This window comes from Rhodococcus sp. WS1, assembly GCF_003797745.1.
Classification (GTDB): domain Bacteria; phylum Actinomycetota; class Actinomycetes; order Mycobacteriales; family Mycobacteriaceae; genus Rhodococcus_F; species Rhodococcus_F erythropolis.
Genome location: NZ_RKLZ01000002.1, coordinates 1,425,587 through 1,450,135, shown reverse-complemented (window position 1 = coordinate 1,450,135; position 24,549 = coordinate 1,425,587). Strand labels below are relative to the sequence as shown.

Below are 24,549 nucleotides of genomic sequence, written 5' to 3'. Positions count from 1 at the left end.
GTTCAGCGTTCATAGCCCTTGCGCATATCGTCGACGATGCGCGGCCGGTCGAGTGTTGACGGCTCCAACTCCCGCCTCGGGCGATCGCGAGGAAACACCGAGGCCGACGCCAGGGTGGGCTCGTCGAGGAACCGCAGGTTCGGCACATCAGCGGGCAGACGAAGCTCGGGCGGCGTGGAACCTCTTTGCGCGAGCACGTATCCCCAGTCACCGAAGCTCGGCACGAAAACGTGATAGGGCGAGACGCTCAGTCCGACAGCCGATACCGTCGACACCGTTCTCCAGTACGCATCCGGTGTCGAGTACGGACTGCCGGACTGGACGACCATCAGCCCGCCCGGATTCATCGCGGCAGCGGCAAGTCCGTAGAACTCCATCGAATACAAGCGGCCAAGTGCGGGGGTGTCAGGATCCGGGAGGTCGACGATGACCGCATCGAAGCCTGGATCCGGACGCTCGCGCAACCACCGAAACGCGTCGTCGAGTACGACGTCCACCCGTGGATCCTCGAGTGCTCCCGCGTTCAGATCACGAAGACGCGTGTTGGCCAACTCGATGACTGCCGGATCGAGTTCCACCTGAACTATCTGCTCGACGCTGTTCATTCGCAGCACTTCTCGTGCAGCGAGGCCGTCACCTCCGCCCAGAATCAGCACGCGCCGCGGGTCGTTGACCAGGGCCGGATACACCAGCGACTCGGTATACCGATGCTCGTCGACACTGGAGAACTGCAGGTCTCCGTCGAGGAACAGTCGCACGTCGTTTCCCCGCTCGGTGACGACGATTTCCTGGTACACCGATCGCTCGGCGGCCACCACGGGATCGGTGTAGAGCCGCTGCCTCGACGTGGTCTCGATGTCCGAGGCCGCGATCAGCAGCCACCCGATCAAGCTCGCCGCCAACAGCATTGCGACGACGGCGATCAATCGTGCACGCAGGCTGAGCTGCCACCGAAGAAGTATCAGCGCAACAACTGCCGCAGCCACGAGATTGATCATGCCGGTGAGTGCGGCACCGCGAATCATGCCCGCCCACGGCAACAATACGAACGGCCACAGGAGGCCGCCGATCAGCGCGCCGAGATAGTCGGCTGCATTGAGGTTGGCCAATACCTTTCCGGTGCTCTGTGCGTCGTTGTCGCTGCGACCGGACTGCAACAGCGTCATCAGCAGAGGCACTTCGGCACCCACGAGGATACCGATCAGCGCGGTCGCAGCCACCAGAACTGCTGCGCTGGAACCGAAGAACGTGAAGGTCACGTACAGCGTGACGGCACTGAATCCGCCGATCAGCCCGAGCAGGATTTCGACGGTCACAAACGAGATGGCCGCATGCCCCAACAGCGGTTTGGCGGCCAGCGCTCCGATACCCAGCGCCGCAACAAATCCCGCGACGATCAACGACGTCTGGGTGATGCCGCCGCCGGTCAGACTCACGCTGAGCGTCAACAGGGCCAGCTCGTAGATCAGGCCGCACGCCGCGCACGCGGCAACAGCCGCAAGGAGAAGCACGCGTGCGCGTGAGCCGAGCATCGTCGAACGCTCGGCAACTTTCAGATCGCGATCAGCGGCAACCATCAGGTGAGCGCTGCGGCGTTCACCAAACCGATGGACAACAAGCTCACACCCACCGCCCACGCGGCGCCGCACATCTTCGGATCCTGCACCAGTGCAACCAACTTGCCGGGAAGGAATGCGTTCATCAAACGCAGCGCGATCGCTTGCAACACGATCGCGAACAGTCCGTACACCGCGGAGTCGGCGAGTCCCTGGGCAAAGCCGTCCGAACTGGTCAGGATTGCCGTCACCACGATGATCGCCAGCGCAAGATGGTTGGAAGCCAACAGAATCGCAGCGTTCGGGTTCTTGTCGACGTAAACCTGGTGGCGGAGATTTCCGGGTGTCATAAGGTCGAGGACCAGGAATCCCGTCGCCAGAACCGCTACGCCGACGACGAAGTAGGCGAGGGTGCCGAGAACGCCCCCGACGAGCAATGCCGGATCCACCGTTCCGATCTCGACGGAAGTGGATGCAAAGATGTTCGTCACGCCGTTCTCCTTCTCATTGAGCACTACCGTCATTTGGCACTACCCGAGCCGCCGCTGCCACTACTTCCACCCGCCGGGGATCCCGGGTTGAAGCCCGGTCCCAGGTACGCGTATCCGCCGCTGCGATACGTGCCGTCGATGTCCTCTACCTTGATGGTGCTGCCGCCGCCCGAAGCCGAACTGACAGTGACGATGTCATCGTCGTAGCGCAGGTATTCGTTGCCGCCGTCAGCACTTCGCGCCGCTGGTTCGTCCGCGTCGACAATCCGTGAGACGGTCGTGCCCACTGGATCTTTCGACGAGTACAACACGACGTCGCCATCCTGGGACGTCTTGGAATAGTTGTCCGCGATGAAGTCTTTGGCTCCACCACCGCACGCCGACAACATAATTGCGGCTGCCACCATCACCGGAGCCAACCATGTCCGCCCCCTCACGGTCGCCACCTACTGCGCGTCTTCACGATCACTCCTGTCCCCTCCCCCGGGTACAAATGCCAACTCTGCCAACTCCACCCCTGGCGGTCTCGCACGCCACACAACGCGGTCAACGCTGTGTCGTCGCCGGGAAAGGATCCGCAGATCCAACCGTCCTGGCCGGCGGATTCTCTCAACGATGCAGCTTTCGAATCGAATTCGACTCGGTCCAGGATCAGCGACGAAGACTCGAAGCGGTAGTTTTCCGTGGACTCCACTGCCGGCAAGGGTTCACCGCCGGCGGCAAGAGCATCGCACGAAACCTGCTCGGTCAGTTCCTTTCCCGACGCCCGGGCCGTCACCACGTGAGATGCCCCGAGCACTCCGAGTGTCAACGTCGCATCGGAAGTTTCGATCACCAACTCGGCGAGGGTCGGCGGCGAGGGAGCTCCCAGCACCAACCCCAGTGCCGAGGCATTCACGTCGGTCGGTTCCACATCGAGTCGATACAGACTCATTCCGGTGGGCCCGAGTGGATGACGGTGAGTTCGCTGCGGGTGACCGCCCGTCCCGTGGAAACCTCCCACGACTGTCCGCGCGCCCACTTCTCGAATGCGATCAGCCCGGTCTTGTCGGCGGTCGCGTAGTCCGCGTATTCCATCGAGCCGGAAGGGGCCGTACCCGTCGTACCCTCGGCCGTGAACTTCGCCGTTCCACTTTCGATCTTGCGGTGAACCTTGTCGTCGAGAATGACGTCGCCGTTCGGGACCAGGTTGGTTCCTTCTCGACGCATCCAGAGAGTCATCTCCAGTTCGCCCTCGTCGTCCTCCACTGTCAGCCAACGACGACCGGTCGACCCGTCGAGAAGGTGCTCACGCCAGATGTATCCCTCTTCGTCGAGCGTGATGGTCCCTCGAACAACGTGGTCGATACCCGCGTACGTGATGATGTCGCCGACCCCGATCTTGTGGGGGTCGTACACCTCGGGATAGTCGGCGAGCGGGTCCACGCGAGCATTCGGCTTGCCCTGGCGTCCACGCAGGACCACAAACGCGACGGCAGCGATCACTACGAGTATCAGGACAACTATCAGCACGTTGGTCAACGGTTTCTCCGAAATCGTCTCGGCAGGGTTGCCGCGGGCCATACCCTACCGATCCGTTCTCAGCCTTTTCGGATGAGACTGCCGGCAAGCTGACCCGCCGCCGGCCGGGCAGGTCTCCAGCGCCGCGGGCAGATCGAAAGACTGCCCCGGCGCACCTTTGCGTTTACGCTCAGCCCGAGGAACTCCGCGCGAAAGAAAGCCGGTCGACTGACGATGAGCAAGAACCCGGAGCCGTCTGCCCGCACCGTCATGCACACACCACGATTCTGGTTGACGCCGTTGATAGTGGTCACCCTCTTGATGTCGGCGCTGGCAGCGCTGTACATGGGCGGAATACTCGACCCCAAGAAACACCTGGACCAGTTCCCGATCGCCCTGGTCAACCAGGACGAAGGCGACACCCTCCCCGGCGGCGACCCCGCCGACCGGAAGAATTTCGGAAACGACATCGTCGCCGGCCTCGAAAACGGAATCGACCACCAGAAGATCGACCTGCAGCAGATCGGTATCGCCGAAGCCCAATCTCGGTTGAACGCCGGCACGCTGTACGGCGCGATCGTGATTCCCAGTGATTTCACGAAGAGGACGATCATCCTGGCGGAGGCCAGCGTCGTCGCCGGTGACGTAGAGCAACCGATCATCACGATCTACACCAATCCACGTGCAGGTTCCGTATCCGCATCTCTGGTCCAGTCGATCGGAACTACAGCCCTCGCCTCGGTCAACAAGAACATGGGCGAGCAACTCACCACCCTGGTCACCCAGCAGTTGGAAGCGGGAGGCACTGGAACCCAGATCTCAGGAGCGAGCCGCCTGCTGCTCGAAAATCCGGTGAACGTACTCACGGTGGCCCACGATCCGCTTCCCGACGGCACCGGATTCGGTTTGGTTGCATTCTATTTCGCGCTGCTGTTGGTCCTTGCGGGATTCACCGGAGCAACCGTGGTCAATTCCTTGGTGGACGGCATGCTCGGATATGCGCCTACCGAATTCGGTCCGCTCTTCGTTCAGAACGACGTTGTGGGTATCAACAGGTTTCGGACGCTGCTCGTCAAATGGGCGTTCATGATCGTGTTGTCCGGCATAGTCTCCGCGTTGTTCCAGTGGATCAGTCGCGCCCTCGGAATGCCGGTCACTCACGGGCTTGCATTGTGGGAGTACGGCGCGCTGGTCATCACTGCAGTCGGCGTCACGGCGATGTCGGTGATGGCCGCATTCGGCTCGTTGGGCATGTTGATCAACCTGTTCGTGTTCGTCATTCTCGCGCTGCCCTCGTCCGGTGGCACCATCCCCCTCGAAGCCAGCCCCAGGTTGTATGCCTGGCTGGCGCAATTCGAGCCGATGCACCAGATCTACATGGGTACGCGATCGATCCTGTTCTTCGGCGCACGCGGTGAGGCAGGGCTGCTGCATGCCGTCTGGATGACGTTGGTGGGTCTACTGATCGGCGTCGTACTCGGCATCGTGACCACCCGTTTCTACGACCGCAAGGGCTACGAACGCACCCATCGCCCCAAGGTGGCGTGAGATGGTACCCAGCCGGGATTTGATCGAAACCTGTTGGGCCGATTCAATGTGATTGTGCGTTTCGGGAATCTTCGACCCCCTTCCGCACGTTGTACAACTATGGCTAATTACAAAACAGTCAATCCCGCGACAGGTGAAACCGTCAGGGAATTCGATACTTTGGATGACGCCGGAGTTGAAGCCGCACTTGCGAACACGCATCGCGGCTACTTGACCTGGCGCAACAGTGCGCCACAGCAACGTGCGGCAGTCCTGAGCAAGACCGCCGAACTGTACACAGAGCGAGCAGATGAACTGGCCCGAATGATCTCGTTGGAGATGGGTAAGCCGGTCCGCGAGGCCAAGGGCGAAGTACAACTCTCGGCCGCGATCTATCAGTGGTACGCAGACCACGGTCCGGCGTTGCTCGAGGAAGAACGGCTCGACGTTCCCGGGGCCGAGGAGTCGGTTGTGTACCGGCGACCGATCGGTGCCCTGATCGGCGTCATGCCGTGGAACTTCCCGTACTACCAGGTCGCCCGCTTCGCGGCACCGAATCTCATGCTGGGCAACACGATCATTCTCAAGCACGCGTCCAACTGTCCGCAGTCGGCTCTGCTGATGGAAGAGATTTTGCGACAAGCCGGATTGCCGGACGACGCGTACGTCAACGTCTTCGCGACCAACGAGCAGATCGCGGACATGATCGCCGATCCACGAGTTCAAGGTGTGTCACTGACTGGCAGCGAACGCGCCGGCACCAGTGTCGCCGAAACTGCGGGACGCAATCTCAAGAAGGTCGTCCTCGAACTCGGCGGATCGGACGTGTTCATTGTCCTCGATTCCGACGACATGGATGCCACCGTCAAGTCCGCAACCAAGGCGCGTCTGTCCAATGCCGGTCAGGCCTGCAATGCGGCCAAGCGTTTCATCGTCACCGAAGATTTCTACGACGACTTCACCCGCAAATTGGCGACGTCCTTCGAATCCGTTTCTGCCGGTGACCCGTTGGACGAATCCACTGTCCTGGGCCCGTTGTCCTCACAGAGCGCGGCAGACACTCTGATCGAGCAGATCGACGACGCTGTGTCCAAGGGAGCGACGCTGCTCACCGGTGGGAAGAAGATCGACGGCCCGGGCGCCTACGTTCAGCCGACGTTGCTCGCAGACGTGACCCCGGACATGCGGGCTTACAGCGAAGAACTGTTCGGACCTGCCGGCGTCGTCTACAAGGTCAAGTCGGCCAGCGAGGCTGTGGAACTTGCCAATTCGTCGGTCTACGGTCTGAGCGGGTCTGTCTGGAGCAGCGATCTCGATTCCGCCCGGTCGGTCGCTGCCGATCTCGACGTGGGAATGGCGTTTGTCAACGAGCACGGAACGACGTTGCCCGGTCTGCCCTTCGGCGGAGTCAAGCGCTCCGGAGTCGGCCGCGAGCTCGGTCCGTGGGGAATGGACGAGTTCGTGAACAAGAAGCTGCTCCGCGTCTCCAAGAAGTAGCTCGGTGCAAAAGTAGCGCAATACAAAGGAAGGCCCTGATCTCTGTTGAGGTCGGGGCCTTTCCTCATATCCCACGAACCAGCAAGAGCAATGCCCTGGTCACTCGCTTGCCGGAGTGACACTCCCACGAGTGAGGCTCCACCCGAACCTCGTCGCGATGACAGCTGACAGCCAGCCCAACAGCGCACCCACCAGTGGAGCAGCGATCGCGGTGTAGATCGCCTCGTTGGAAACACCAACCGACACGGCGGAGTCACCGACAAAGGCGAAATCGGTTCGGGAGGCGACGGACGCCAACTCGATCAGGCCGGAGACAACAATAATCAGGAACCCCAGCAGGAAACCGAAGCCGGCCAGAAGAAGATGAAGTGCACGCATCCGATCAGTCTGCCTGTAACACCCATCCAGATAAAACCGACCTGCTGGTATGACACTTTCACGAATCGCTCGCACTACCGTGATCGCCGCCGCCATCAGCGCGAGCGCCGCCATCTGGTCCGCGACGTCAGCTTCCGCGGACGTAGTCGACGTCACGATCCTTCCGGGTCTCAGTAGCGGGCCGACAACGCCGTACGGGGCGGGCTGCACGTATCTGGTGGTTGCCAGGACAGCAGCGTTGGACGAGTCGAACGTCTCGATTGTCGACCTGAACCGGGCGTCGACCATGTTCCCGCAGGAATTGATCTGGGACACCGTCAATCCCTATTTCACCTTGCCGGTTGTACTCGGCCACGCCGTCACGCTGTGGACTCCGACCGCACCCGGCGAACATTCTCTGATGGCCTACCAGACGTCCGCGGGCGGGCCGGTCACAACGGTCGATGTCAATCCGGCCACCCCGATCGGTCCGGGGTGCGTCGTCGCACCCTGATCCGCTAGCCCTCCAAGAAGTCGACGAGCACTCGGTTGAGTTCATCGGCGGGAACCATCGGAATACTGTGATGTGAAGCATCTTTCAGCACCTCGACACGTGCTGCGGGAATCCTCTCCCGCACCGACCTCGACACCGTTTCCGCATCATGCACCCGTCCGTCCTGCGCGAGGACCACCAGCAACTCGACATCCAGTGCGCTCAAGTCCTCTTTCGAAGGACGTTGAGGCACTACGAGATCGGGTCGCGGTAGATCCGAAGTGCCCACTTCCACAAGAGACAGCCAGTCGGAGTCGATACTCGACTCACCTGTCTCCCACTCCAACAGTCGCTTTCGGCGTGCTCGCGACGGGGACAGCAACAGCGGAAGCGCACGCAGAAGGTAGCCCGCCTTCATGCCGGCGAAACTCGAATTAGGATCGAGCAGAACAAGTTTCCCGACACGATCCGGTCGATGCAGCGCAAAGGCCAACGCAATCATTGCGCCGTAGGAATGTCCGATCACATCGACGGTGTCGGCGCCGGTGCAATCGACTATCGAGTCCATCCACTCGATCAGATCGTCGACGGACTTCATCGGATCACCATTGGGAATGCTGAGTCCGGCATCGCCCAGGGTGTCGACGGCAAAAACACGCCGGGATTTCGACAGCGCCGCAACGTTGTCGAACCACACCGTCGAAGTGGCACCTCCCCCGGGCAGAAGGATCAACGGCCGCGAGTCTTCAGGTCCACAGACGTTCACATGCGTTCGGCCGAACCGGCCTGCGAGATCCACACCCAGCGGTTTTTGCGGCCATTTGGTCAGTACGGCGTCGTATGCGCGATTGAAGTCCATTCCCCACCCCCATTTTCTCTCGACTATCGAGATAGTAGACAATCGAGAGACAACACACCAGGGCTGGAGGCATCCATGAGCGTCGGCGATGCAGAAGACGAAGCGATGGCGATCGTCCACTCGCTTCGCGCACTGACCGTCGACTTGAACGTGGCGGTTTCCGGCTTTGCGAACAAATACAAAATGCACTCCACCGACGTCCGCGCACTGATCTGTCTTCTCGATGCCGAGCGCTCGAACACATCGGCGACGCCAGGTTGGTTGGGCTCACAGCTCGGGATCAACTCGGCGTCGGTGACTGCACTGGTCGACCGGATGGTCAAAGCGGGCCACGTAGCTCGGGAGCGGGACTCGGAGGACCGCCGGCGAGTGATCTTGCAGGTCACACCATCGGCGGTCACTCTGGGCGAGAGCTTCTTCGGCCCCCTCATTTCACGGGCTGCGAGCACCGTCGGGAATTACACCGCGGCCGAGCGAGCCACCATCGCGAGTTTCATCGTGGCGATGCGAGCGGACGTGGAGCGGACTCGAATCGATCGGGAGCCCTCCCTGTGACTCGCATACTTCCCGCGGGAGAACGCGCATTTCTCGTAGACCTCGATTCCGAAGCTGACGTTCTCGCGTTCACCGAAGCACTGACGCGTAACACCCCGGTCGGGGTCGAAGACTTCCTCCCCGCAGCTCGCACGGTCCTGGTCACGTGCACCCCGGCGGCAGATCTCACGTACGTCCGGAAGTGCTTGAACGATCTCGAGCAAACCAATTCTGCCGCGACCACAGACGAGCATTCCGAGACGGATGCACTCACCATCGCCGTCAGGTACGACGGGCCCGACCTCGACGACGTCGCACAGTCACTCGGAATGAGCCGTTCCGAGGTGGTTGCGGCCCATACCGGGGCGATGTGGCGTTGCGCCTTCATCGGATTCGCACCCGGCTTCGCCTACCTGACTTCAGGCGACACTCGGCTCGACGTTCCACGTCGAACTCAGTCGCGAACCGCAGTGCCAGCCGGTTCCGTCGCCCTGGCCGCGGGATACAGCGCGATCTACCCGCGGGCATCGCCGGGTGGCTGGCAGATCATCGGGAGCACCGGCGCCGTGATGTGGGACCTGAACTCAACGCCACCGGCCGCCGTTCAGCCCGGGTGCCGCGTGCGCTTCGTCAACGAGGACGACCGATGAGCGGTCTGGAGATACTCGACACCGGGCCGCTGAGCTTGATCCAGGACCTCGGACGGACCGGACACCTTCGCTCGGGCGTCGGGGTTTCCGGTGCTGCGGACAGGCGATCGCTCAAACTCGGCAATCGACTCGTCGGCAACGACGAGGGCGCGGCAGGCGTCGAGGTCCTTCTGGGCGGGCTGAGCATTCGGGCGCAGCAACAAGCAACGATCGCGTTCACCGGGGCGCCCGCACAGGCCTACCGCGACGGCGTTCCGGTCGGGCATTCGAGCGTGATCGCTCTCGACGTCGGTCAGACCGTCCGCCTCGACTACGCACCGAGTGGCCTGCGGACGTATCTGACCGTCCGGGGCGGCATTGTGGTTCCCGAGATCCTGGGATCGCGCAGCACCGACACCATGTCCGGGATAGGTCCGGCGCCTCTCGAGCCCAAGGTTGTTCTCCCGATCGGGCCTTCGCCGACCGCGTTCTCGCTCGTCGACCTTGCACCAGTTCCACCGATGACAAACGAGACTCTCGACATTCGAGTCGTATTCGGGCCGCGCGCAGATCGATTCACCAACCCCGAATCGCTCCTGCGGGGGAATTGGGCGGTCTCCACCGATTCGGACCGAATCGGGGCGCGACTCGATCGTGTCGGCACCGACGAACTGCTGCAACGAACGAATGACGCCGAACTCCCCACCGAAGGCGTAGCGCTCGGATCGATCCAGGTCCCACCCAGCGGCCAACCTGTCGTGTTCCTCGCCGATCACCCGATCACCGGCGGGTATCCGGTGGTCGGAGTGGTCGCGGACGCAGATATCGACCGACTCGGCCAAGCCCGCCCGGGTCAGCACATCCGGTTCGTCGGGGCCTGAGCAGCGCCGAGCGATGGCGTGTCGGACCCTGCCGTCACACTGATGTCGTGCGAGTTGTCCTGGTCCCCGGTAGTACGACGTCCACGGGAGCTGTGACGGCAACTGTCCTACGGACCGATCCCGGTGGAACGCCGCTCGCCGATCCCGTCGAATACCCCGACCTGATCGCAGCGGTGCGCACCATCGAGGAAGCCGAGCACCCGCGGTGGGTGTGGCCGAGTACGGCGACCGTGTACCCACCGCTATTGCGGGCAGGCGTACGGGTTCAGCGGTGCCACGACATCTCCCTGACCCGCGCGATACTCGGAATGCGCGTCGGCAAACCGTCACCGCCTGCCGAGGAGTTCGACGACGATCGACTCGGACTCTTCGACACTGCACCCGTTCTCGATCCCCTCGCCGTCGTCACCGAATTCGCCGAGCAGCGCGCAACCATCGGCGCGGACGCTCGACTGGACTTGTTGATCGCAGCAGAATCGGCCGGCGCTCTCAGCGCCGCCGAGATGACGCACACGGGCCTTCCGTTCTCGACGCAGAAGCATCGTGAACTCCTCGAAGAACGGCTGGGGCCGCGGCCGACGGGATACGACCTCCCCGCTCGTATGCAGGAACTTGCCGCACAGATCAGTGAGGTCTTCGGGCGCACCGTCAATCCTTCGTCTTCGGTGGAGATCACCGAGGCGTTCGGGCGTCAGGGCATCGAACTGCCGTCGACGCGCAAGTGGTTTCTGCAGGAAATCGATCATCCGGCTGTGCCGCTGCTCCTGCGTCATCGCGAACTCGCCAAGCTGTACAGCACCAACGGTTGGCAGTGGATGGACAGTTGGGTGCGGGGCGATCGATTCCGCCCGATCTACGTTCCCGGTGGTGTCGTGTCCGGCAGGTGGGCGAGCCGGGGCGGCGGGGCCCTCCAGATTCCTAAGACCATGCGCTCGAGCGTCGTCGCCGATCCGGGCCACGTGTTCGTCGTCGCCGACGCCGGTCAGCTCGAACCCCGAATTCTGGCCGCCATGTCCGGCGACCGCCGGATGATGGCTGCCGCCGGCGACGACGATCTGTACGCACTTGTCGGTGCCGAAGCCTTCGGCGGGGATCGCGCAAAAGCCAAGGTCGCAATCCTCGGAGTCCTGTACGGGGCGACGGCGGGTGAAGCCAAAGCACTGCTCATCTTGTTGCGGAAGCGATTCCCGGTCGCCGTCGAGTACGTCGAGCAAGCTGCCAAGGCAGGTGAGCGCGGCGAGGTGGTGAAGTCACTGCTCGGCCGGGCCTGTCCCCCACCGTCTCCCGACTTCTACTCCCACGGCGACGCTCATGCCCGCGGTCGTTTCACGCGAAACTTCGTCGTTCAGGCCACTGCGTCCGAGTGGGCGTTGTGCCTGCTCGCCGACCTCAGGCGACGCCTCGCCGAAGATCCGGACGGCGAGTTGGTCTTCTTCCAGCACGACGAGGTAGTCGTGCATACCCGAAATCCTGAGTCAGGTACCGCCCACGTGCTGGCCGCCGCGGCTTCGGCAACTCGATTGTTGTTCGGCGACACAGTCGTCCGTTTTCCCATGGACGTCGCAGCCCGCGAGACTTACGGCAAAGGCACTTCGTAGCGTCGTCAATTCCACTCCAAGTGGTTCCACCGCGCCCGTATTGCGTGTTCTACTGGAAAATGTTGCTTTGTTGGTGCTGGTCGACTGTGTTCGAGGAGAACCATGACCAAGCTGGATACAACTGATGCAGAACGGAACGAGCGCGGAACGGTCAAACGCCTTCGCGTGCCGATCTTCACCGTGATCGCGCTTGCAATCTTTGCCTTCGTCGCAGGCGGATTCGGCGGTTCGTTCCAAGGCAAACTCGCCGAGGTTCAGAAGAACGACAACGCCTCGTACCTGCCGAGTTCCGCAGAATCGACGATCGTCAGCAATCAATCCGCGAACTTCCTCGCGGTCGAGACGATCCCTGGTTTTGTTCTGTTCCATCGAGATTCGGCCCTCACCGAGGCGGACAAATCTGCAATCAACTCGGCCTACGGCGCCATTGCCGGCATCTCCGGAGTAGACGCCGACGGAATGCAACCCACTCAGTACTCCGCCGACGGCACAACTGCGTCGATCTTCGTGCCACTCGTCGCCAAGGACGGAGACACATCCGTGGCAGGCGATGTCCTGGCGACCACCGAGCAGAACGTCATCGACGCAGCAAAACAAGCAGCTGGTGATGTCGAGGTACTCCCAGCCGGGCCAGGTGGGCTACTCGTTGCGTTCATCGACGCCTTTGCCGGTCTGGACGGAGCGCTCCTTGGCGCGGCACTCCTGGTCGTAATCCTCATCCTGCTTGTCGTGTACCGATCGCCGGTGTTGTGGTTCTTCCCGCTGTTCTCCGCGCTCCTCGCCATCGGCTTGTCGTCGATGGTGATCTATTTCCTCGCGAAAGCCGAATTACTCACTCTGACCGGACAATCTCAAGGCATCCTTTTCGTGTTGGTGATCGGTGCCGGTACCGACTACGCCCTACTCTTGATCTCTCGCTATCGCGAAGAACTACACACGTATCCCAACCGCTTCGACGCGATGATCAAGGCCTGGCGCGAGTCTGCGCCGGCCATCACCGCTTCGGCTGTCACCGTCATTCTCGGTCTGCTCTGCCTGACGTTCTCTCAACTCAACTCCAACAAGAGCCTCGGACCCGTCGCCGCCATCGGGATCGCCTGCACCTATCTGGTGATGATGACGTTCATGCCGGTCGCTCTGGCCGCCACCGGACGGTGGGTCTTCTGGCCGCGCAAGCCCAAGGTCGATCACGCCGCAGACCTTACGACGCACGGGATGTGGGGCAAGATCGCCGAGGCCGTCGGCAGCAAGGACCGCCCACTGTGGATCGGCGCCACAGTCTTGTTGATCATCCTGTTCGCGGCCGGGATCGGCAGTCTCAAAACCGATGGCCTGACATCCACCGAAAGCTTCACCAATCGTCCCGACGCTGTTGTCGGACAAGAACTCTACGACTCGAAGTTCGATCCCGGAGCCGGCGCACCGGCCGTGATCACCGCAAACGCCGACCAGGCCGACGCCGTCATCAAAGCAGCCAGCGGCGTCGAAGGTATCTCGCAGGATCCCGGCGCCGTCTGCACCCAGGTGGACGTCGCAAAGGTCAGCGAGCTGATCAAGACCAACCCCGCTGCCGTCGCACAAGCCGCCGCTGCGGGTTGCGCCCCTGCGGCTTTCACCGTTGCACCGATCGACGGCCGAACCATGATCAATGCAACCCTCGCCGACTCTTACGATTCGCCGCAGGCACTCGAAACTGTCAAGCGACTGCGGACTGCCGTCCACGACGTGCCCGGCGCCGACGCGCTCGTCGGCGGCAGCACGGCCACCACCCTCGATGTCCAGGCGGCCTCGGTCCGCGACAGAAACCTGATCATCCCGATCGTGTTGGTGGTGATCTTCCTGGTCTTGGCCGCTTTGCTCCGCGCTCTGCTGATCCCGGTGATTCTCATTGTCACCGTGGTACTTTCCTTCGCGGCGACCCTCGGTGTGAGCGGATTCTTCTTCACACACGTATTCGGGTTCGCCGGGGCGGATCAATCGTTCCCACTGTTCGCCTTCGTGTTTCTGGTCGCTCTGGGTATCGACTACAACATCTTCCTGATGACCAGAGTCCGGGAGGAGACCGGAGAATTCGGTACCCGTGCAGGTGTCCTGCGCGGTCTTGCGGTGACCGGCGGTGTGATCACCTCAGCCGGAATCGTCTTGGCCGCAACATTTGCCGTACTGGGCATCCTGCCGCTGGTCTTCCTCGCCGAGATCGGATTTGCCGTGGCCTTCGGTGTGTTGCTCGATACGATCATCGTGCGCAGTGTCCTGGTGCCTGCGCTCTCTCACGACATCGGGAAACGTATTTGGTGGCCGTCCGAACTGGCCCGCGCGAAAGACTGACCGACTACAGAAACGCTTCCTTTGTCCACAGATGAAAGAGTGCGTACGCTCGCCAGGGTCGCCAGCGCTCGGACAACGCTGCGGCTTCTTTGCCCGACGAAACCCCCAACGCTCGCTTCAACACCAGATCGTCGGGTACGAAGGCGTCGCGATCACCGAGAATCCGGACAGTGAGATAGTCAGCGGTCCACGGCCCGATTCCCGATAGCGCCAACAGCTCTCGCCGAAATTGGACAGGATCCGCATCCCAGGAGAGATCGAGACCGTTCGCTGCCGCAGTTGCCAACGTATGCACTGTTCTTGCACGCGCTGTGGTCAATCCGACGGCTTTCTGTATGTCCTCCGGCGATTGCGCTGCAACCGCGTCCGGATCAGGGAAGGCAAGAAACTCCCCTTCCACCGGCGCTCCGAATGCGCTGACAAAACGACCACCGAACGTCCTCGCCGCGCCGAGCGAAACCTGTTGTCCCAGAACGGTGAGCACTGCGGTCTCGAACCCGTCCACCGAGCCGAGCACCCGCAATCCCGGACGGGCGGCAACGAGTGGGGCCAACAACTCGTCGCTACCGAACGCTGCTTCGACAGCAGTGTGATCGGCGTCGAGGTCGAGCCAACGACGCACGATCACCTCCAGCACTGCGGAATCCTCCGCCGGCACATCGGAATCCATGACGACACCGTCGTCTGTCCACGACACCGACACGACTACCGGGCCGGAAGGCAACGGTATGACTCTGGTGTGAACACCGTCGTCGTGACGCTCGAGGCCTGCGACGCAGTGAGCCCGCAAGGCACCGGTGAGCGGTTCGACTGCATAGGGCGCCTGAAAGCGCAGCGTCACTGCGCTCACCGGCCGGCTTCCAGATCCAGCAGAATCGCTTTCAGTTCGGGGCCGCCGGCGTACTGCCCGAGGCTGCCGTCGCTGCGCACCACCCGGTGACACGGGACCACCAACGGCAGCGGATTCTTTGCGCATGCGGTCCCGACGGCACGCACCGCACGCGGGCTTCCCGACGCTGCTGCGACCACCGAATAGCTTGCAGTGTGGCCGTATTCGATCTCGGGGAGATGACGCAACACTTCGCGTCGGAACCCCTTCGCGAGTTGGAAGTCCAAGCGCAGATCGAATTCTCGACGCGCACCGGCAAAGTACTCGTCCAACTCGCGAGCGACAGTGTCCAGCCTGCGCGGGTAATGAAGCACACGGGGGCTGACGGTGTCCGCCAAACGTTCCAGAACGAGGTCGTGCCCTTCGACGGCAAAGGCAACCCGCACCAGGCCGACATCGGTCGCCGCCAGGAGCAGCTTTCCGACCGGCGAATCGACGGTTCGATATGCCACGTCGATCAATTCAGCTTCGGACGCCTGCGCAGCCAGGCGCGCCCGTAGGCGGATCATGGCGTCAGCGTCAACGGCTGGAAGCGCCTCGAACACATCGTTACTCATGAGTGACTCCCTTCCGCAGCGGTAGCGGACAAGTAGGTTCTTCGTAGTGTGGCGATACCGTCGGCACCCGCGCGTCTGGCGGCCGCCGGGGTGTTGCCGAGGATGTCCGCGATCTCTGCGTACGGCAGCCCACCCAGAAAGTGATAGGCGACTGCCGCACGTTGTTTGAGCGGTAGCTGTTCGAGTGCGTCCCAGAGTTCGTGATCCCACGTTCCGGGTACGCCGATTCGCGTCGGCAACTCCGGAACCTCGTCTGTCGGCACGGCCACGCGGGCGCGCACTCGGGTGATGTCGATTGCCTTGCGGTGCGCGATGGTCACCAGCCAGGCTTCGATGTTCGCGTCCGGATTCAGATCCGGATATGCCCGCATCGCTGCGATGAACGTCTCGGACCACGCGTCCTCGGCGTCGACGGGACCGACCACCGCGCGGCAGACACGGAGGACCACTGCACCGTATTCGGTCACGACGTCTTCGAACGGTTTGAGTCTCACGATCGGTAGACGTTCCCGATCACCGAATTGTGAGCCGAGCGCATCAGAAGAGGACATCCGATTCGCCGCCGTGCTCGCGGTCGAGCAGGAACCGCTTGCGTTCGAGGCCGCCGGCGAAACCGGTCAGACTTCCGTCGCTACCGACCACACGATGACAGGGAACGATGATGCTGATCGGATTCTTGCCGTTTGCCGCGGCGGCGGCACGGATCGCAAGCGGGTTACCCAAAGTTTGCGCGAGCTCCATGTATGTCCAGGTTTCGCCGTACGGGATCGTTCGCAAGGTATCCCACACCCGCTTCTGGAACTCGGTACCCACGGGCGCCAGCGGCACGGAGAACTCCGTGCGATCACCCTCGAAGTACTCGGTGAGCTGCGATTCGACTTCACCGAAGACCGCCGCGGAACGATCACCGAACGTGGACTCGTCCGGCTTGTGGCGATGCTCCGCCATGTACAGCCCGCAGAGGTCGTCACCTGCTGCTACCAGCGTCAACGCCCCGATCGGCGAGTCGATCACGGTGTGCGTACGGATAGCCGTCATGTCTCGATCCTTCCAGGTTGCGCGGTGCAGCAGGCAGCGGGTGAATTGATTGTCCGCGCCGGCACCGACACCTCGAAGACGCCGCTGGCCTCGTGAATGTGAGATTTACCTGTACTTTGACGTCACATCAGGCAGTATCGAGGGATGGCTCTAGTTTTGCCCGGCAGCTCCACCGTCGTCCGCTCCGTCGGCGACGTGGTGCACTGGTCCCTGTCCACGGTCGCTTTTGCGGTCACCCTGCCCACTCGACTCGAGGCGCTCCTCTTCTCGGTCGAGAGGTTGGTGGCACGCATCAACCAGATCGCCGACAACGCCGACCGCGTCGTCATCGGAGCCGCCGCCGTGACCGTTCGAGCTGAGACGCTGGTCGAGGCCGTCGAACAGACCTCGGACATCGCGGGACAACTCCTCGAGATCTACGAGCCCATTGCGTTGCAGCTCGCGCCGCTGGCGGCCAGATTCGCCGACGACCTGTCCGAGGCGGAGGTCAGCGCCGCGATCAAACTGATCGACCAACTGCCGGAGCTCACCGACCGCGTGACCGCGGTGCTGCCCATCCTCGGAACCTTGGACTCCGTCTCGCCCGAGATCCACGAACTCCTCGGAGTGGTAAAGGACCTGCGTCAGGCGATCGTCGGAGTGCCCGGCTTCCACTTTTTCCGCAAGCGGGGCGAAGCCAAGCTGGATTGATCAGGCCGAGTAGCCGTTGGTTCCGGCTCGCGTCATGACGACCTTCGGAACCACTGCTCGAGACGAGAGCTTGAGCAGTCCGTCCACCAACTCCACGATGTCGTCGACCTTGATCATGGTCTCGGGTGTGATCCGATCGTGCGTCCACGCCGACATGTCCGTGTCGACGTAACCGGGAGCAATGGCCGTCGCGCTCACTCCGTTTCCGGATTCCTCGGCGTTGAGTGCTTCGACCATCGAAATGAGTGCAGCTTTGGTGGCTCCGTAGACGGCCAAGCCGCTCTCGGCATACACACCGGCCATCGAGGCGAGAGCGATCACCTTTGCTCCGCCGGCGAGGTCCGCGTCCGCCGCTGTACGCAGGAGCGGCAGCGACGCTTGCAATAGTGCGAACGGTGTCCGGAGATTGACGGCGACGGTCTTGTCGAAACGGCGCATCGGGTAATCCGCCACTCGCCCACTGGTTCCCACTCCGGCGTTGAGGACGAGGGCTCGCATGGAGCCGAATCGCTCGCCGTGCGTGGCTACGAGTGCTGCGGCGAAGTTCTCGTCCGCCATGTCGCCGGCCGAGACGACGACGTCCGGCGATCCGGCGCGCGTAAGTTCTTCGGCGACAACGGCGAGCCGTTCGGCATCACGCGCCGTGATGGTCAGCCCGTACCCTTGCGAAGCCAAGCGTGTTGCGATGCCGAGCCCGATTCCCTTGGAGGCGCCGGTGACCAGTGCTGATCGAGTCATTCGAATTTCCCTTGCAGTGCGTTGAGTCCGGCCGAGATCAGTTCCGGCACAGAAGATCCAGCCTTGTCGAATCCCCCGCCGACGGTGGCTCCTGCTCGGAATCGGTGATCGATGCCCTGCGCCACGACGGCGAGTTTGAAGAACCCGAGCGCCATGTAGAAGTTCCAGTGCGCCAGCTCTCGACCCGATACGGTCGAATACCGTTGCGCCAGATCGACAACGGAGGGTAGCGACGGGCTCGTCCACGCGGCAGGTTCACCCAGAACCAGATCCAAGGCGGGGTGCCGGTAGACGCACATCATCGCGATGTCCGCCAGCGGATCTCCCAGCGTCGAGAGTTCCCAGTCCACCACTGCGGCAACCTTGGTGACGTCGTTCGCCGCGAGAATCGTGTTGTCGATCCGGTAGTCGCCGTGCACGATCGACGAAGCCGATTCAGCCGGAATCAATTCTGCGAGGCTCGACGCCAACCTGTCCACATCGGCCGAGTCCTCGGTCTTGACGCGCGACCATTGACCGGCCCACAACTTCACCTGGCGGGCGACATAACCGTCGGGACGGCCGAGTTCGCCGAGACCCACGGCGTTGTAATCGACGTCGTGCAGGGCAGCGAGAACACGCACCAACTCGTCGGTGCACTGCGTGACCTGCTCTGCCGGAACAGCTTCCAACTCGGTTTTGGTCCGGATCACTTGACCGGTGACGAACTCGACCACCGTGAACGACGCACCCATCACCGAGGCGTCCTCGCACAGCACGACGGTCGGCGCGACCGGCACGGCAGTGTTCTGCAACGCCGAGGTGATTCGGAACTCGCGCGCAACGTCGTGCGCCGAAGGCGTGAGGCCGGCCGTGGGTGGACGACGCAGAATCCACTTCGAGTTGTCGTCGAAGATTCCGTAGGTGAGATTGGATTTGCCGCCTGAAATCAGTTCGGCTCGCAACTCACCGCTCACCTCGACGCCTGCGGCTTGCAGATACTTGTGGAGCGCCGCGAGATCGAGTCCTGGGAAGTCCGTCACTTCGCCTCCTCCCGAGCAGCGCGCTTCGCAGCGCCGACAACACGTTTCGCAATTGCCCAGCGATGAACCTCGGACGGACCGTCGTAAACGCGGAAGGGACGCACTTCGCGGGACAACCGTGCCAGCGGCAGATCGCCGGACACGCCCATTCCGCCACACATCTGAATGGAGCGGTCGACGATCCGGAAGATCGCCTCGGCCGCGTAGGTCTTGGCGATGGACGTCGCGTTGCTCGCGTGCCCGCCCTGATCGAGTTCGAAGCAGGCCTGCACCAGAAGTGCGCGACTGGCTGCGATGTCGATCTCGTTGTCGGCGACCATCTTCTGGATCATTCCGAGATCACCGAGTTTCGAGCCGAAGCCTTCTCGTTCGGCAACCCTGGCCACGGCGACGTCGTGGCCGCGGCGTGCTGCACCGAGCCAGCGCATCACGTGCGTCATGCGGGCGGGACCGAGACGAACCTGCGCGTAGGCGAATCCCTGATCGACCTCACCGAGAACGGCCTCGTCGGGAACGAAGAGATCCTCGAACGTGACCTCGCAGTGCCCGCCGATCATGGACTTGTCGAGAGTGTCGATGTGTCGACCCACGATGAGACCCGCTGTGTCCGTCCGCGTCAGGAACATGGTCGCTCCGCCGCGCTGCCCGGGCTCGCCGGAGGTGCGCGCCATGATGATGAAGAATCCGGCGCCGTCGGCGCCGGTGATGAACCATTTCTTACCGTTGATCTTCCAGCCACCGGGGACTTTCTCGGCGCGGGTGTTCAAAGCCGAGGGATCGGATCCCGCTCCCGGCGCGGGTTCGGTCATGGCGAATGCCGACCGCATGTCCCCGCTTGCGAGCGGCGCGAGGAACTGCTGCTTCTGTGCTTCGTTCGCGACGTGGGCCAGCATGTGAACATTGCCCTCGTCCGGCGCAGCGATGTTGAGCGCCGTCGGCCCGAAGAGCGAGTAGCCGGCTTCCTCGAAGACAGGCGCGCGATCACTCATGTTGAGTCCGTGGCCGCCGTACTCGATCGGTGCATGTGGTGCGAAGACACCGGCTTCTTTTGCTGCCGCCTGCATCTCGATGCGGATGGCATCGCCACCCGCGACGGCGATGTCACCGGCGTGTTCGTCTTCGATGGGGAGCACTACGTTGCGCGTGAAGTCGCGCGTCTTCTCGATCAGCGCCACCACCTCGGGCGCGTACGTCAGATCGATTGCCACCAGCCACCTCCGAAAGAACATCCCGACCGAGCGATCGCTCGGTAACAGCACTCTCGCACATGCCGATGCGCCGGGTCAACAATCTTCGAGCATCGCCTCGCCCTGATCGAGCCGGCCGGCAACCACCATGTCGCGGTACAGATCGTCCTTGTCCATGAGCTCGTCATGGTTGCCGATGTTGCGGATCCGACCGTCTTCCATGACCACGATCCAGTCGGCGTCACGCACCGTCGAGAGCCGGTGAGCGATAGTCACCACGGCCCCGGTACGTGCACGTTCGTTGATCGCGTCGACAATCGCGGCTTCGGTGAGTGTGTCGACCTGGGCAGTGGCTTCGTCGAGCAGAAGCAAAGCACTCGGTCGCAGAACTGCGCGCGCCATCGCGATCCGCTGACGTTGGCCGCCCGACAGCGAGGTGGCCGTCAGAGCGGTGTCGAGTCCGTTCGGCAGGGCCTCGATCGCGTCGTCGAGCCGGAGCAAGCGCAGAACGGCCTGGACTTCTTCGTCCGTCGCGTCGGGATGGCTGAAGACGACGTTCTCCCGAATCGTTCCGGGCACCACCGGTGTCTCTTGCTCCACGTACGCGAGACTCTCGCGCACAGCGCGGTGATCGAGCGCGTCGTAACCGACTCCATGCAGGAGAACCTCACCCGATCGCGGTTCGACAAATCGCAGCACAGTCGAGAGCAAGGTCGTCTTTCCGGCACCCGACGGGCCGACGATGGCCATGTGCCCACGCGTCGGAATGACCAGCGAGACATCGCGCAACGCCGGCTGGTTCGACCCGTGGTAACTCACGGTGACGTCGCGCAACTCGATCAGCGGCGCGGCAGCATTTGTTTTCGCGACCACGTCCACGACCTCGTCGTACTGCTCGGTGGGCAACGACTGCATCTCGCGAATCCGGATAGCTGCCGCGATTCCCGACTGAACGGAAGTCACGTTCTGCGCAAGCTCCGACACCGGCCCCATCAGGGTGAAGGCGTAGAGCAGAAACGCGATGAGCGTCGAGACTGCCATTTCACCGTCGGCGACTCGCCAGGCACCGAAGCCCAGGATGGCAATGATCGATCCTTGAATGGCGGTCCACGCGACAGTCCACGCGGTTGCCGACACTCGAACCGCCGTGATCGCATGCTTTTTCGCATCGGACGCATTGGTCGTCACCAGAGCGCCGACGCGATCCTCGGCGAGGGAAACCTTGACCGTCCGGATCGCACGCAAGCCACCCTCGAGTACGCCGCCGAGCTGACCGAGCGATTCCTGGGTTCGCGCTTCGGCTGCGGAAATCCGAGGCATCAGAACGGCAAAGAGTATGGAGGCGAACACGATTGCCACCATGGTGACCCCCAACAACGGCAGATCCAGAACGCCCATCAGAACAATCGTTCCGATGGTCAACGCGGCTGCGTTCAGAATATTCACTGCGGCCGACGACGCCGCCTCCCGCAGCAGCAAGGTGTCCGACGTGACCCGGGTGACCAATTCACCCACGGATCGCGATTGCAGCGAAGGTACGGTCGCCGCCAGGAATCGCCTCACCAGCGAAGACCTGGCGTCGAAGACAACCTTCTCGGCGGCGGTTCCGAGAACGATCCACTGAGCACAACCGAGCACAGCACCGACGATCAGAAGGACGACGAGCGTGAGGATCGGTCCCTTCAGCGACGCACCGGTATCGAGGGTGTCGAGAACCCACTTGGTGACCATCGGCGTTGCCAGCGTCGCCGCCGAGCCGCACAGCGCCAGTACCAATCCGAGGAGGAGCGACGGCAGATGCGGTCGAGCGAACTCCGAGAGGACGCGGAGATTGCTCCATTTCGGTGCGGGCTGAGAAGCGTCGGATTCAAGCATGAATTTATGGAACACGAATGTTCCATAAAGGGCAAGAGAAATTCCGATTCGGAAACACTGGATACCGAAACCGGACACGGCTACGCTTCGAATTCGTGACAACGATCCACAGCGCACCAGAACAAAGCGCGACCCGCGAGCGCACGCGGAAGGCCATCCTCGATGCTGCCGTTTCGGTGTTCGCATCCAAGCCTGCTGCGACCCTCAGCGAGATCGCTTCGGCCGCGAAGGTGGGCCGGACCACTTTGCACCGCTACTTTCCCGAACGGTCCGACCTGGTCGACGCAGTCGCGGCCGAGGCCACTCGCGCCGTCGGTGAGGCCGCAGCAGCGGCGCGACTCGGTGAGGGCACCGGAGCCGAGGCACTGGTGCGTCTGTGCCATGAATACTTCGAACTGGCCGACCTTTTGACGGTCCTGTTCTTCACTCCCGGCGTCTATCAAGAAGATTCGTTTGCCGAGTCCGCGTCGAACGACGACGGAGTCACCGACGCCATCGAACGCGGACACTCCGACGGGTCCATCGACCCCGACATGGGTTCGGACTGGGTGCAGAACCTACTGTGGTCACTGCTTTACACGTCGATGGACTACGTGAACCGCGGTTCCGGGACTCGACTACAAGCCTTGGATCTGACGGTTCGCAGCCTCCGTCGCGGAATCGCCCCCGATCCCGCGGTCTAGGTTGTCGGCTGCTTGAACAGCGGCACGCCGCTTGGCCACACCTAATTTGCGGTAAATCGAGCGAATGTGAGTCTTCACAGTGGGATAGGCGATGCCGAGGTGCGCAGCGATCTCGTCTGCAGTCATCGTGGTGCGCAGAAAAGTGAGAATCTCGTTCTCGCGTTCGGTCAGGACTCCGGCGAGCTGGGCAGAGAGTCGGCTCCGTTTTTCCAGAATCGTGCGCAGGAGGTCCTGGTGTCTCGACCCCTGTATTGCGTGCGCGTTCAAGAGATCGACAATTACCGGATCGTCGCTGAGAAAGGGGGCGAGGATCTGCTCCGGGATTGCCTCAGCCAGCGCACGATCCAGCTGCTCGTGCGCCTGCGGCCCACGCCCTGCGACGGAGCTCAGCGCTGCAGAGGTGACAAGTGTGCTCACCAGCGCATATCGCGGCAGCGCGGCCGAGCTTGCCAACCGAAGCGCCTGCGCCGACGGTTCCGGATCCCCCAAGACTCGATAGAGCTCGGCGAGCAGCGCGTGAGCGACCGCAGCACCTGTTCTGGTCAGCGTGGGCTTCGCGATGCGGCGCGCTTGCTCGTCCTGCCCCTGAGCGTGGGCGAGCCAGGCCGTGGTGACGCGCCGCAGCGTATCCCAAGGAATGCCGTGCTTGTCCGCAGTGCTCACGCCTCGCAGCAGCCGAGCGGCGTTGTGGTACCGGTCTTTCCGGTTCAGAGCGATCAGGCTCATCACCAGGTACAGACGGGCGAGCGCCTCGAAGTTGGTTCCGGGACTGCCCTCCACAATTATCGAGTCGAACTGAGCGATCGCTTCCTCGAAGTCGCCACGCCAATAGGCGATGCACCCTCGATTCGACTGTGGGAGTCCACCTTCGAAGCGTTCCCAGTCGGATGCAACCTCTCGGGCAGGAAGGCCGTCGAGGATCTGTTCGGCTTCGGTGAACACTCCCGCGTGGGTGAGTGCAAAAGCCAAATTGGATTGCGCGAGACGCAACGTCTCCGCACGCGACTGCAACCGCGCTTCATCGCCGGCGGAGCGAAGTAGCGCGATGGCGCGAGGTAGATCACGACGAAGCCTGATCTCGGTCCACCCGAGGAGGAAAAGTGCGGACGGGTAATCGTCCTCGGGCTCGCACTGGGCGAGGGCGTGACGCGCGCGATCGGCGATGACGGCCTTGGTCGAGGTGTCCGGAGCGAGCAGTAGGTCGGTGAAACAGACGACAAAATCGTCGGACGCAACCCGTAGACCCTGCCCGCGTAGAAACTCCGCGCCGTACGGATCGCCGCTGAGGTCGCGGCAGCACGCCCGTATCAGCAGGATGTGTGGATCGTGCGGATCGGGATGCGCAAGGCAGAGTTGCTCGAGTTCCCTGGTATGAGATTCGAGAATCAGACGGAGCCAGTTCTTCCGCAGGACGCGTCGAGCCTGCTCCGCCTCACCGGAGGCAAGTGCGTCACGCACGGCTTCGATCATGTGTCGAAGATACTCGAGACGTTCGACGGCCGTGGAAATCCCGTCTCATCCGCTTCGGATGAGACAGCGATCGAAGCATGCGGAAACCGGTGAGAATTGCCGGAATCAACTGAAAGCGCGAGTCGGCGGAATGCCGATGCGCAGGCCTGA

26 protein-coding genes are annotated in these 24,549 nt (G+C 62.6%); 10 read left to right on the top strand and 16 right to left on the bottom strand.

The window, feature by feature from the left end; genetic code table 11:
* Positions 1–2: 2 nt before the first annotated feature.
* From EEB12_RS19430 to EEB12_RS19410, 5 genes are read right to left on the bottom strand one after another with little or no spacing between them, the layout of a single operon-like run.
* A complete protein-coding gene (locus tag EEB12_RS19430; protein ID WP_141488346.1) occupies positions 3–1,577 on the bottom strand; it encodes a polyamine aminopropyltransferase in 1,575 nt (524 codons plus the stop codon).
* Complete coding sequence (locus tag EEB12_RS19425; protein ID WP_019745424.1) at positions 1,577–2,080, bottom strand: DUF350 domain-containing protein; 504 nt, start codon at positions 2,078–2,080, stop codon at positions 1,577–1,579. Before EEB12_RS19425 ends, EEB12_RS19430 begins: the two co-directional genes overlap by 1 nt.
* Positions 2,077–2,454 carry a DUF4247 domain-containing protein gene (locus EEB12_RS19420; protein ID WP_044480673.1) on the bottom strand — a complete coding sequence of 126 codons (378 nt, stop codon included), beginning with the start codon at positions 2,452–2,454 and terminating at the stop codon, positions 2,077–2,079. The genes EEB12_RS19425 and EEB12_RS19420 overlap by 4 nt, the downstream gene beginning before the upstream one ends.
* Positions 2,455–2,480: 26 nt before the next feature.
* Positions 2,481–2,981: a DUF2617 family protein gene (locus tag EEB12_RS19415; RefSeq protein ID WP_141488345.1), complete on the bottom strand. Its 501-nt coding sequence runs from the start codon at positions 2,979–2,981 to the stop codon at positions 2,481–2,483.
* Positions 2,978–3,610: a DUF4178 domain-containing protein gene (locus tag EEB12_RS19410; protein ID WP_019745427.1), complete on the bottom strand. Its 633-nt coding sequence runs from the start codon at positions 3,608–3,610 to the stop codon at positions 2,978–2,980. The genes EEB12_RS19415 and EEB12_RS19410 overlap by 4 nt, the downstream gene beginning before the upstream one ends.
* Before the next feature lie 171 nt (positions 3,611–3,781).
* Here EEB12_RS19410 and EEB12_RS19405 point away from each other — a divergent pair, with 171 nt between their 5' ends.
* Both EEB12_RS19405 and EEB12_RS19400 read left to right on the top strand, forming a co-directional pair.
* Complete coding sequence (locus EEB12_RS19405) at positions 3,782–5,095, top strand: YhgE/Pip domain-containing protein (protein ID WP_141488344.1); 1,314 nt, start codon at positions 3,782–3,784, stop codon at positions 5,093–5,095.
* A 99-nt stretch (positions 5,096–5,194) separates the two neighbouring features.
* The gene (locus EEB12_RS19400) at positions 5,195–6,571 is read left to right on the top strand and encodes an NAD-dependent succinate-semialdehyde dehydrogenase (RefSeq protein ID WP_021345629.1); all 1,377 of its coding nucleotides are present in this window, start codon (positions 5,195–5,197) and stop codon (positions 6,569–6,571) included.
* Positions 6,572–6,670: 99 nt separating this feature from the next.
* On the opposite strand, the gene EEB12_RS19395 is transcribed toward EEB12_RS19400, so the two are convergent.
* Positions 6,671–6,949: a hypothetical protein gene (locus EEB12_RS19395; protein ID WP_020970886.1), complete on the bottom strand. Its 279-nt coding sequence runs from the start codon at positions 6,947–6,949 to the stop codon at positions 6,671–6,673.
* A gap of 49 nt (positions 6,950–6,998) precedes the next feature.
* Between EEB12_RS19395 and EEB12_RS19390 the strand changes: the two genes are divergently transcribed.
* Positions 6,999–7,442, top strand: a complete 444-nt coding sequence (locus EEB12_RS19390; protein WP_141488343.1) for a hypothetical protein — start codon at positions 6,999–7,001, stop codon at positions 7,440–7,442.
* Between the two features lie 4 nt (positions 7,443–7,446).
* Here EEB12_RS19390 and EEB12_RS19385 read toward each other — a convergent pair whose 3' ends face one another.
* Positions 7,447–8,280 (bottom strand): alpha/beta fold hydrolase, encoded by an 834-nt coding sequence (locus tag EEB12_RS19385; RefSeq protein WP_097386835.1) that lies wholly within the window; start codon positions 8,278–8,280, stop codon positions 7,447–7,449.
* Between the two features lie 75 nt (positions 8,281–8,355).
* On the opposite strand from EEB12_RS19385, the gene EEB12_RS19380 reads away from it, so the two are divergent.
* The 5 genes from EEB12_RS19380 (at position 8,356) to EEB12_RS19360 (ending at position 14,250) form a co-directional block, all read left to right on the top strand.
* Positions 8,356–8,835, top strand: coding sequence for a MarR family transcriptional regulator (locus tag EEB12_RS19380; RefSeq protein ID WP_141488342.1), 480 nt, complete (start codon positions 8,356–8,358; stop codon positions 8,833–8,835).
* On the top strand, positions 8,832–9,464 hold the full coding sequence (locus tag EEB12_RS19375; RefSeq protein WP_141488341.1) for a 5-oxoprolinase subunit B family protein: 633 nt from the start codon (positions 8,832–8,834) through the stop codon (positions 9,462–9,464). Before EEB12_RS19380 ends, EEB12_RS19375 begins: the two co-directional genes overlap by 4 nt.
* Positions 9,461–10,324, top strand: a complete 864-nt coding sequence (locus tag EEB12_RS19370) for a biotin-dependent carboxyltransferase family protein (RefSeq protein ID WP_084325378.1) — start codon at positions 9,461–9,463, stop codon at positions 10,322–10,324. The genes EEB12_RS19375 and EEB12_RS19370 overlap by 4 nt, the downstream gene beginning before the upstream one ends.
* 47 nt (positions 10,325–10,371) lie before the next feature.
* Positions 10,372–11,922 (top strand): bifunctional 3'-5' exonuclease/DNA polymerase, encoded by a 1,551-nt coding sequence (locus EEB12_RS19365; RefSeq protein WP_141488340.1) that lies wholly within the window; start codon positions 10,372–10,374, stop codon positions 11,920–11,922.
* A 102-nt stretch (positions 11,923–12,024) separates the two neighbouring features.
* Positions 12,025–14,250, top strand: coding sequence for an MMPL family transporter (locus EEB12_RS19360; RefSeq protein WP_042448609.1), 2,226 nt, complete (start codon positions 12,025–12,027; stop codon positions 14,248–14,250).
* Positions 14,251–14,254: 4 nt separating this feature from the next.
* On the opposite strand, the gene EEB12_RS19355 is transcribed toward EEB12_RS19360, so the two are convergent.
* From EEB12_RS19355 to EEB12_RS19340, 4 genes are read right to left on the bottom strand one after another with little or no spacing between them, the layout of a single operon-like run.
* Positions 14,255–15,100: a DNA-3-methyladenine glycosylase family protein gene (locus EEB12_RS19355; protein WP_141488339.1), complete on the bottom strand. Its 846-nt coding sequence runs from the start codon at positions 15,098–15,100 to the stop codon at positions 14,255–14,257.
* Positions 15,097–15,696: a methylated-DNA--[protein]-cysteine S-methyltransferase gene (locus tag EEB12_RS19350; protein WP_007729599.1), complete on the bottom strand. Its 600-nt coding sequence runs from the start codon at positions 15,694–15,696 to the stop codon at positions 15,097–15,099. Before EEB12_RS19350 ends, EEB12_RS19355 begins: the two co-directional genes overlap by 4 nt.
* Positions 15,693–16,247, bottom strand: a complete 555-nt coding sequence (locus tag EEB12_RS19345) for an RNA polymerase sigma factor (RefSeq protein WP_020909250.1) — start codon at positions 16,245–16,247, stop codon at positions 15,693–15,695. The genes EEB12_RS19350 and EEB12_RS19345 overlap by 4 nt, the downstream gene beginning before the upstream one ends.
* Positions 16,234–16,734, bottom strand: coding sequence for a methylated-DNA--[protein]-cysteine S-methyltransferase (locus EEB12_RS19340; RefSeq protein ID WP_019745441.1), 501 nt, complete (start codon positions 16,732–16,734; stop codon positions 16,234–16,236). The genes EEB12_RS19345 and EEB12_RS19340 overlap by 14 nt, the downstream gene beginning before the upstream one ends.
* A 144-nt stretch (positions 16,735–16,878) precedes the next feature.
* Here EEB12_RS19340 and EEB12_RS19335 point away from each other — a divergent pair, with 144 nt between their 5' ends.
* Positions 16,879–17,424 carry a hypothetical protein gene (locus EEB12_RS19335; protein ID WP_019745442.1) on the top strand — a complete coding sequence of 182 codons (546 nt, stop codon included), beginning with the start codon at positions 16,879–16,881 and terminating at the stop codon, positions 17,422–17,424.
* On the opposite strand, the gene EEB12_RS19330 is transcribed toward EEB12_RS19335, so the two are convergent.
* From EEB12_RS19330 to EEB12_RS19315, 4 genes are all read right to left on the bottom strand, one after another.
* Positions 17,425–18,162, bottom strand: a complete 738-nt coding sequence (locus EEB12_RS19330) for an SDR family NAD(P)-dependent oxidoreductase (RefSeq protein ID WP_020970896.1) — start codon at positions 18,160–18,162, stop codon at positions 17,425–17,427.
* On the bottom strand, positions 18,159–19,184 hold the full coding sequence (locus EEB12_RS19325; RefSeq protein WP_134998873.1) for a phosphotransferase family protein: 1,026 nt from the start codon (positions 19,182–19,184) through the stop codon (positions 18,159–18,161). Before EEB12_RS19325 ends, EEB12_RS19330 begins: the two co-directional genes overlap by 4 nt.
* Entirely contained in the window at positions 19,181–20,392 is a 1,212-nt protein-coding gene (locus tag EEB12_RS19320; RefSeq protein ID WP_141488338.1) for an acyl-CoA dehydrogenase family protein, read from the bottom strand. The genes EEB12_RS19325 and EEB12_RS19320 overlap by 4 nt, the downstream gene beginning before the upstream one ends.
* 75 nt (positions 20,393–20,467) lie before the next feature.
* Entirely contained in the window at positions 20,468–22,246 is a 1,779-nt protein-coding gene (locus tag EEB12_RS19315) for an ABC transporter ATP-binding protein (RefSeq protein ID WP_037133785.1), read from the bottom strand.
* A gap of 95 nt (positions 22,247–22,341) precedes the next feature.
* On the opposite strand from EEB12_RS19315, the gene EEB12_RS19310 reads away from it, so the two are divergent.
* The gene (locus tag EEB12_RS19310; protein ID WP_019745447.1) at positions 22,342–22,929 is read left to right on the top strand and encodes a TetR/AcrR family transcriptional regulator; all 588 of its coding nucleotides are present in this window, start codon (positions 22,342–22,344) and stop codon (positions 22,927–22,929) included.
* Here EEB12_RS19310 and EEB12_RS19305 read toward each other — a convergent pair.
* Positions 22,864–24,399 (bottom strand): LuxR C-terminal-related transcriptional regulator, encoded by a 1,536-nt coding sequence (locus tag EEB12_RS19305; protein WP_141488337.1) that lies wholly within the window; start codon positions 24,397–24,399, stop codon positions 22,864–22,866. The two genes, EEB12_RS19310 and EEB12_RS19305, sit on opposite strands and share 66 nt — an antisense overlap.
* Between the last annotated feature and the right edge of the window lie 150 nt (positions 24,400–24,549).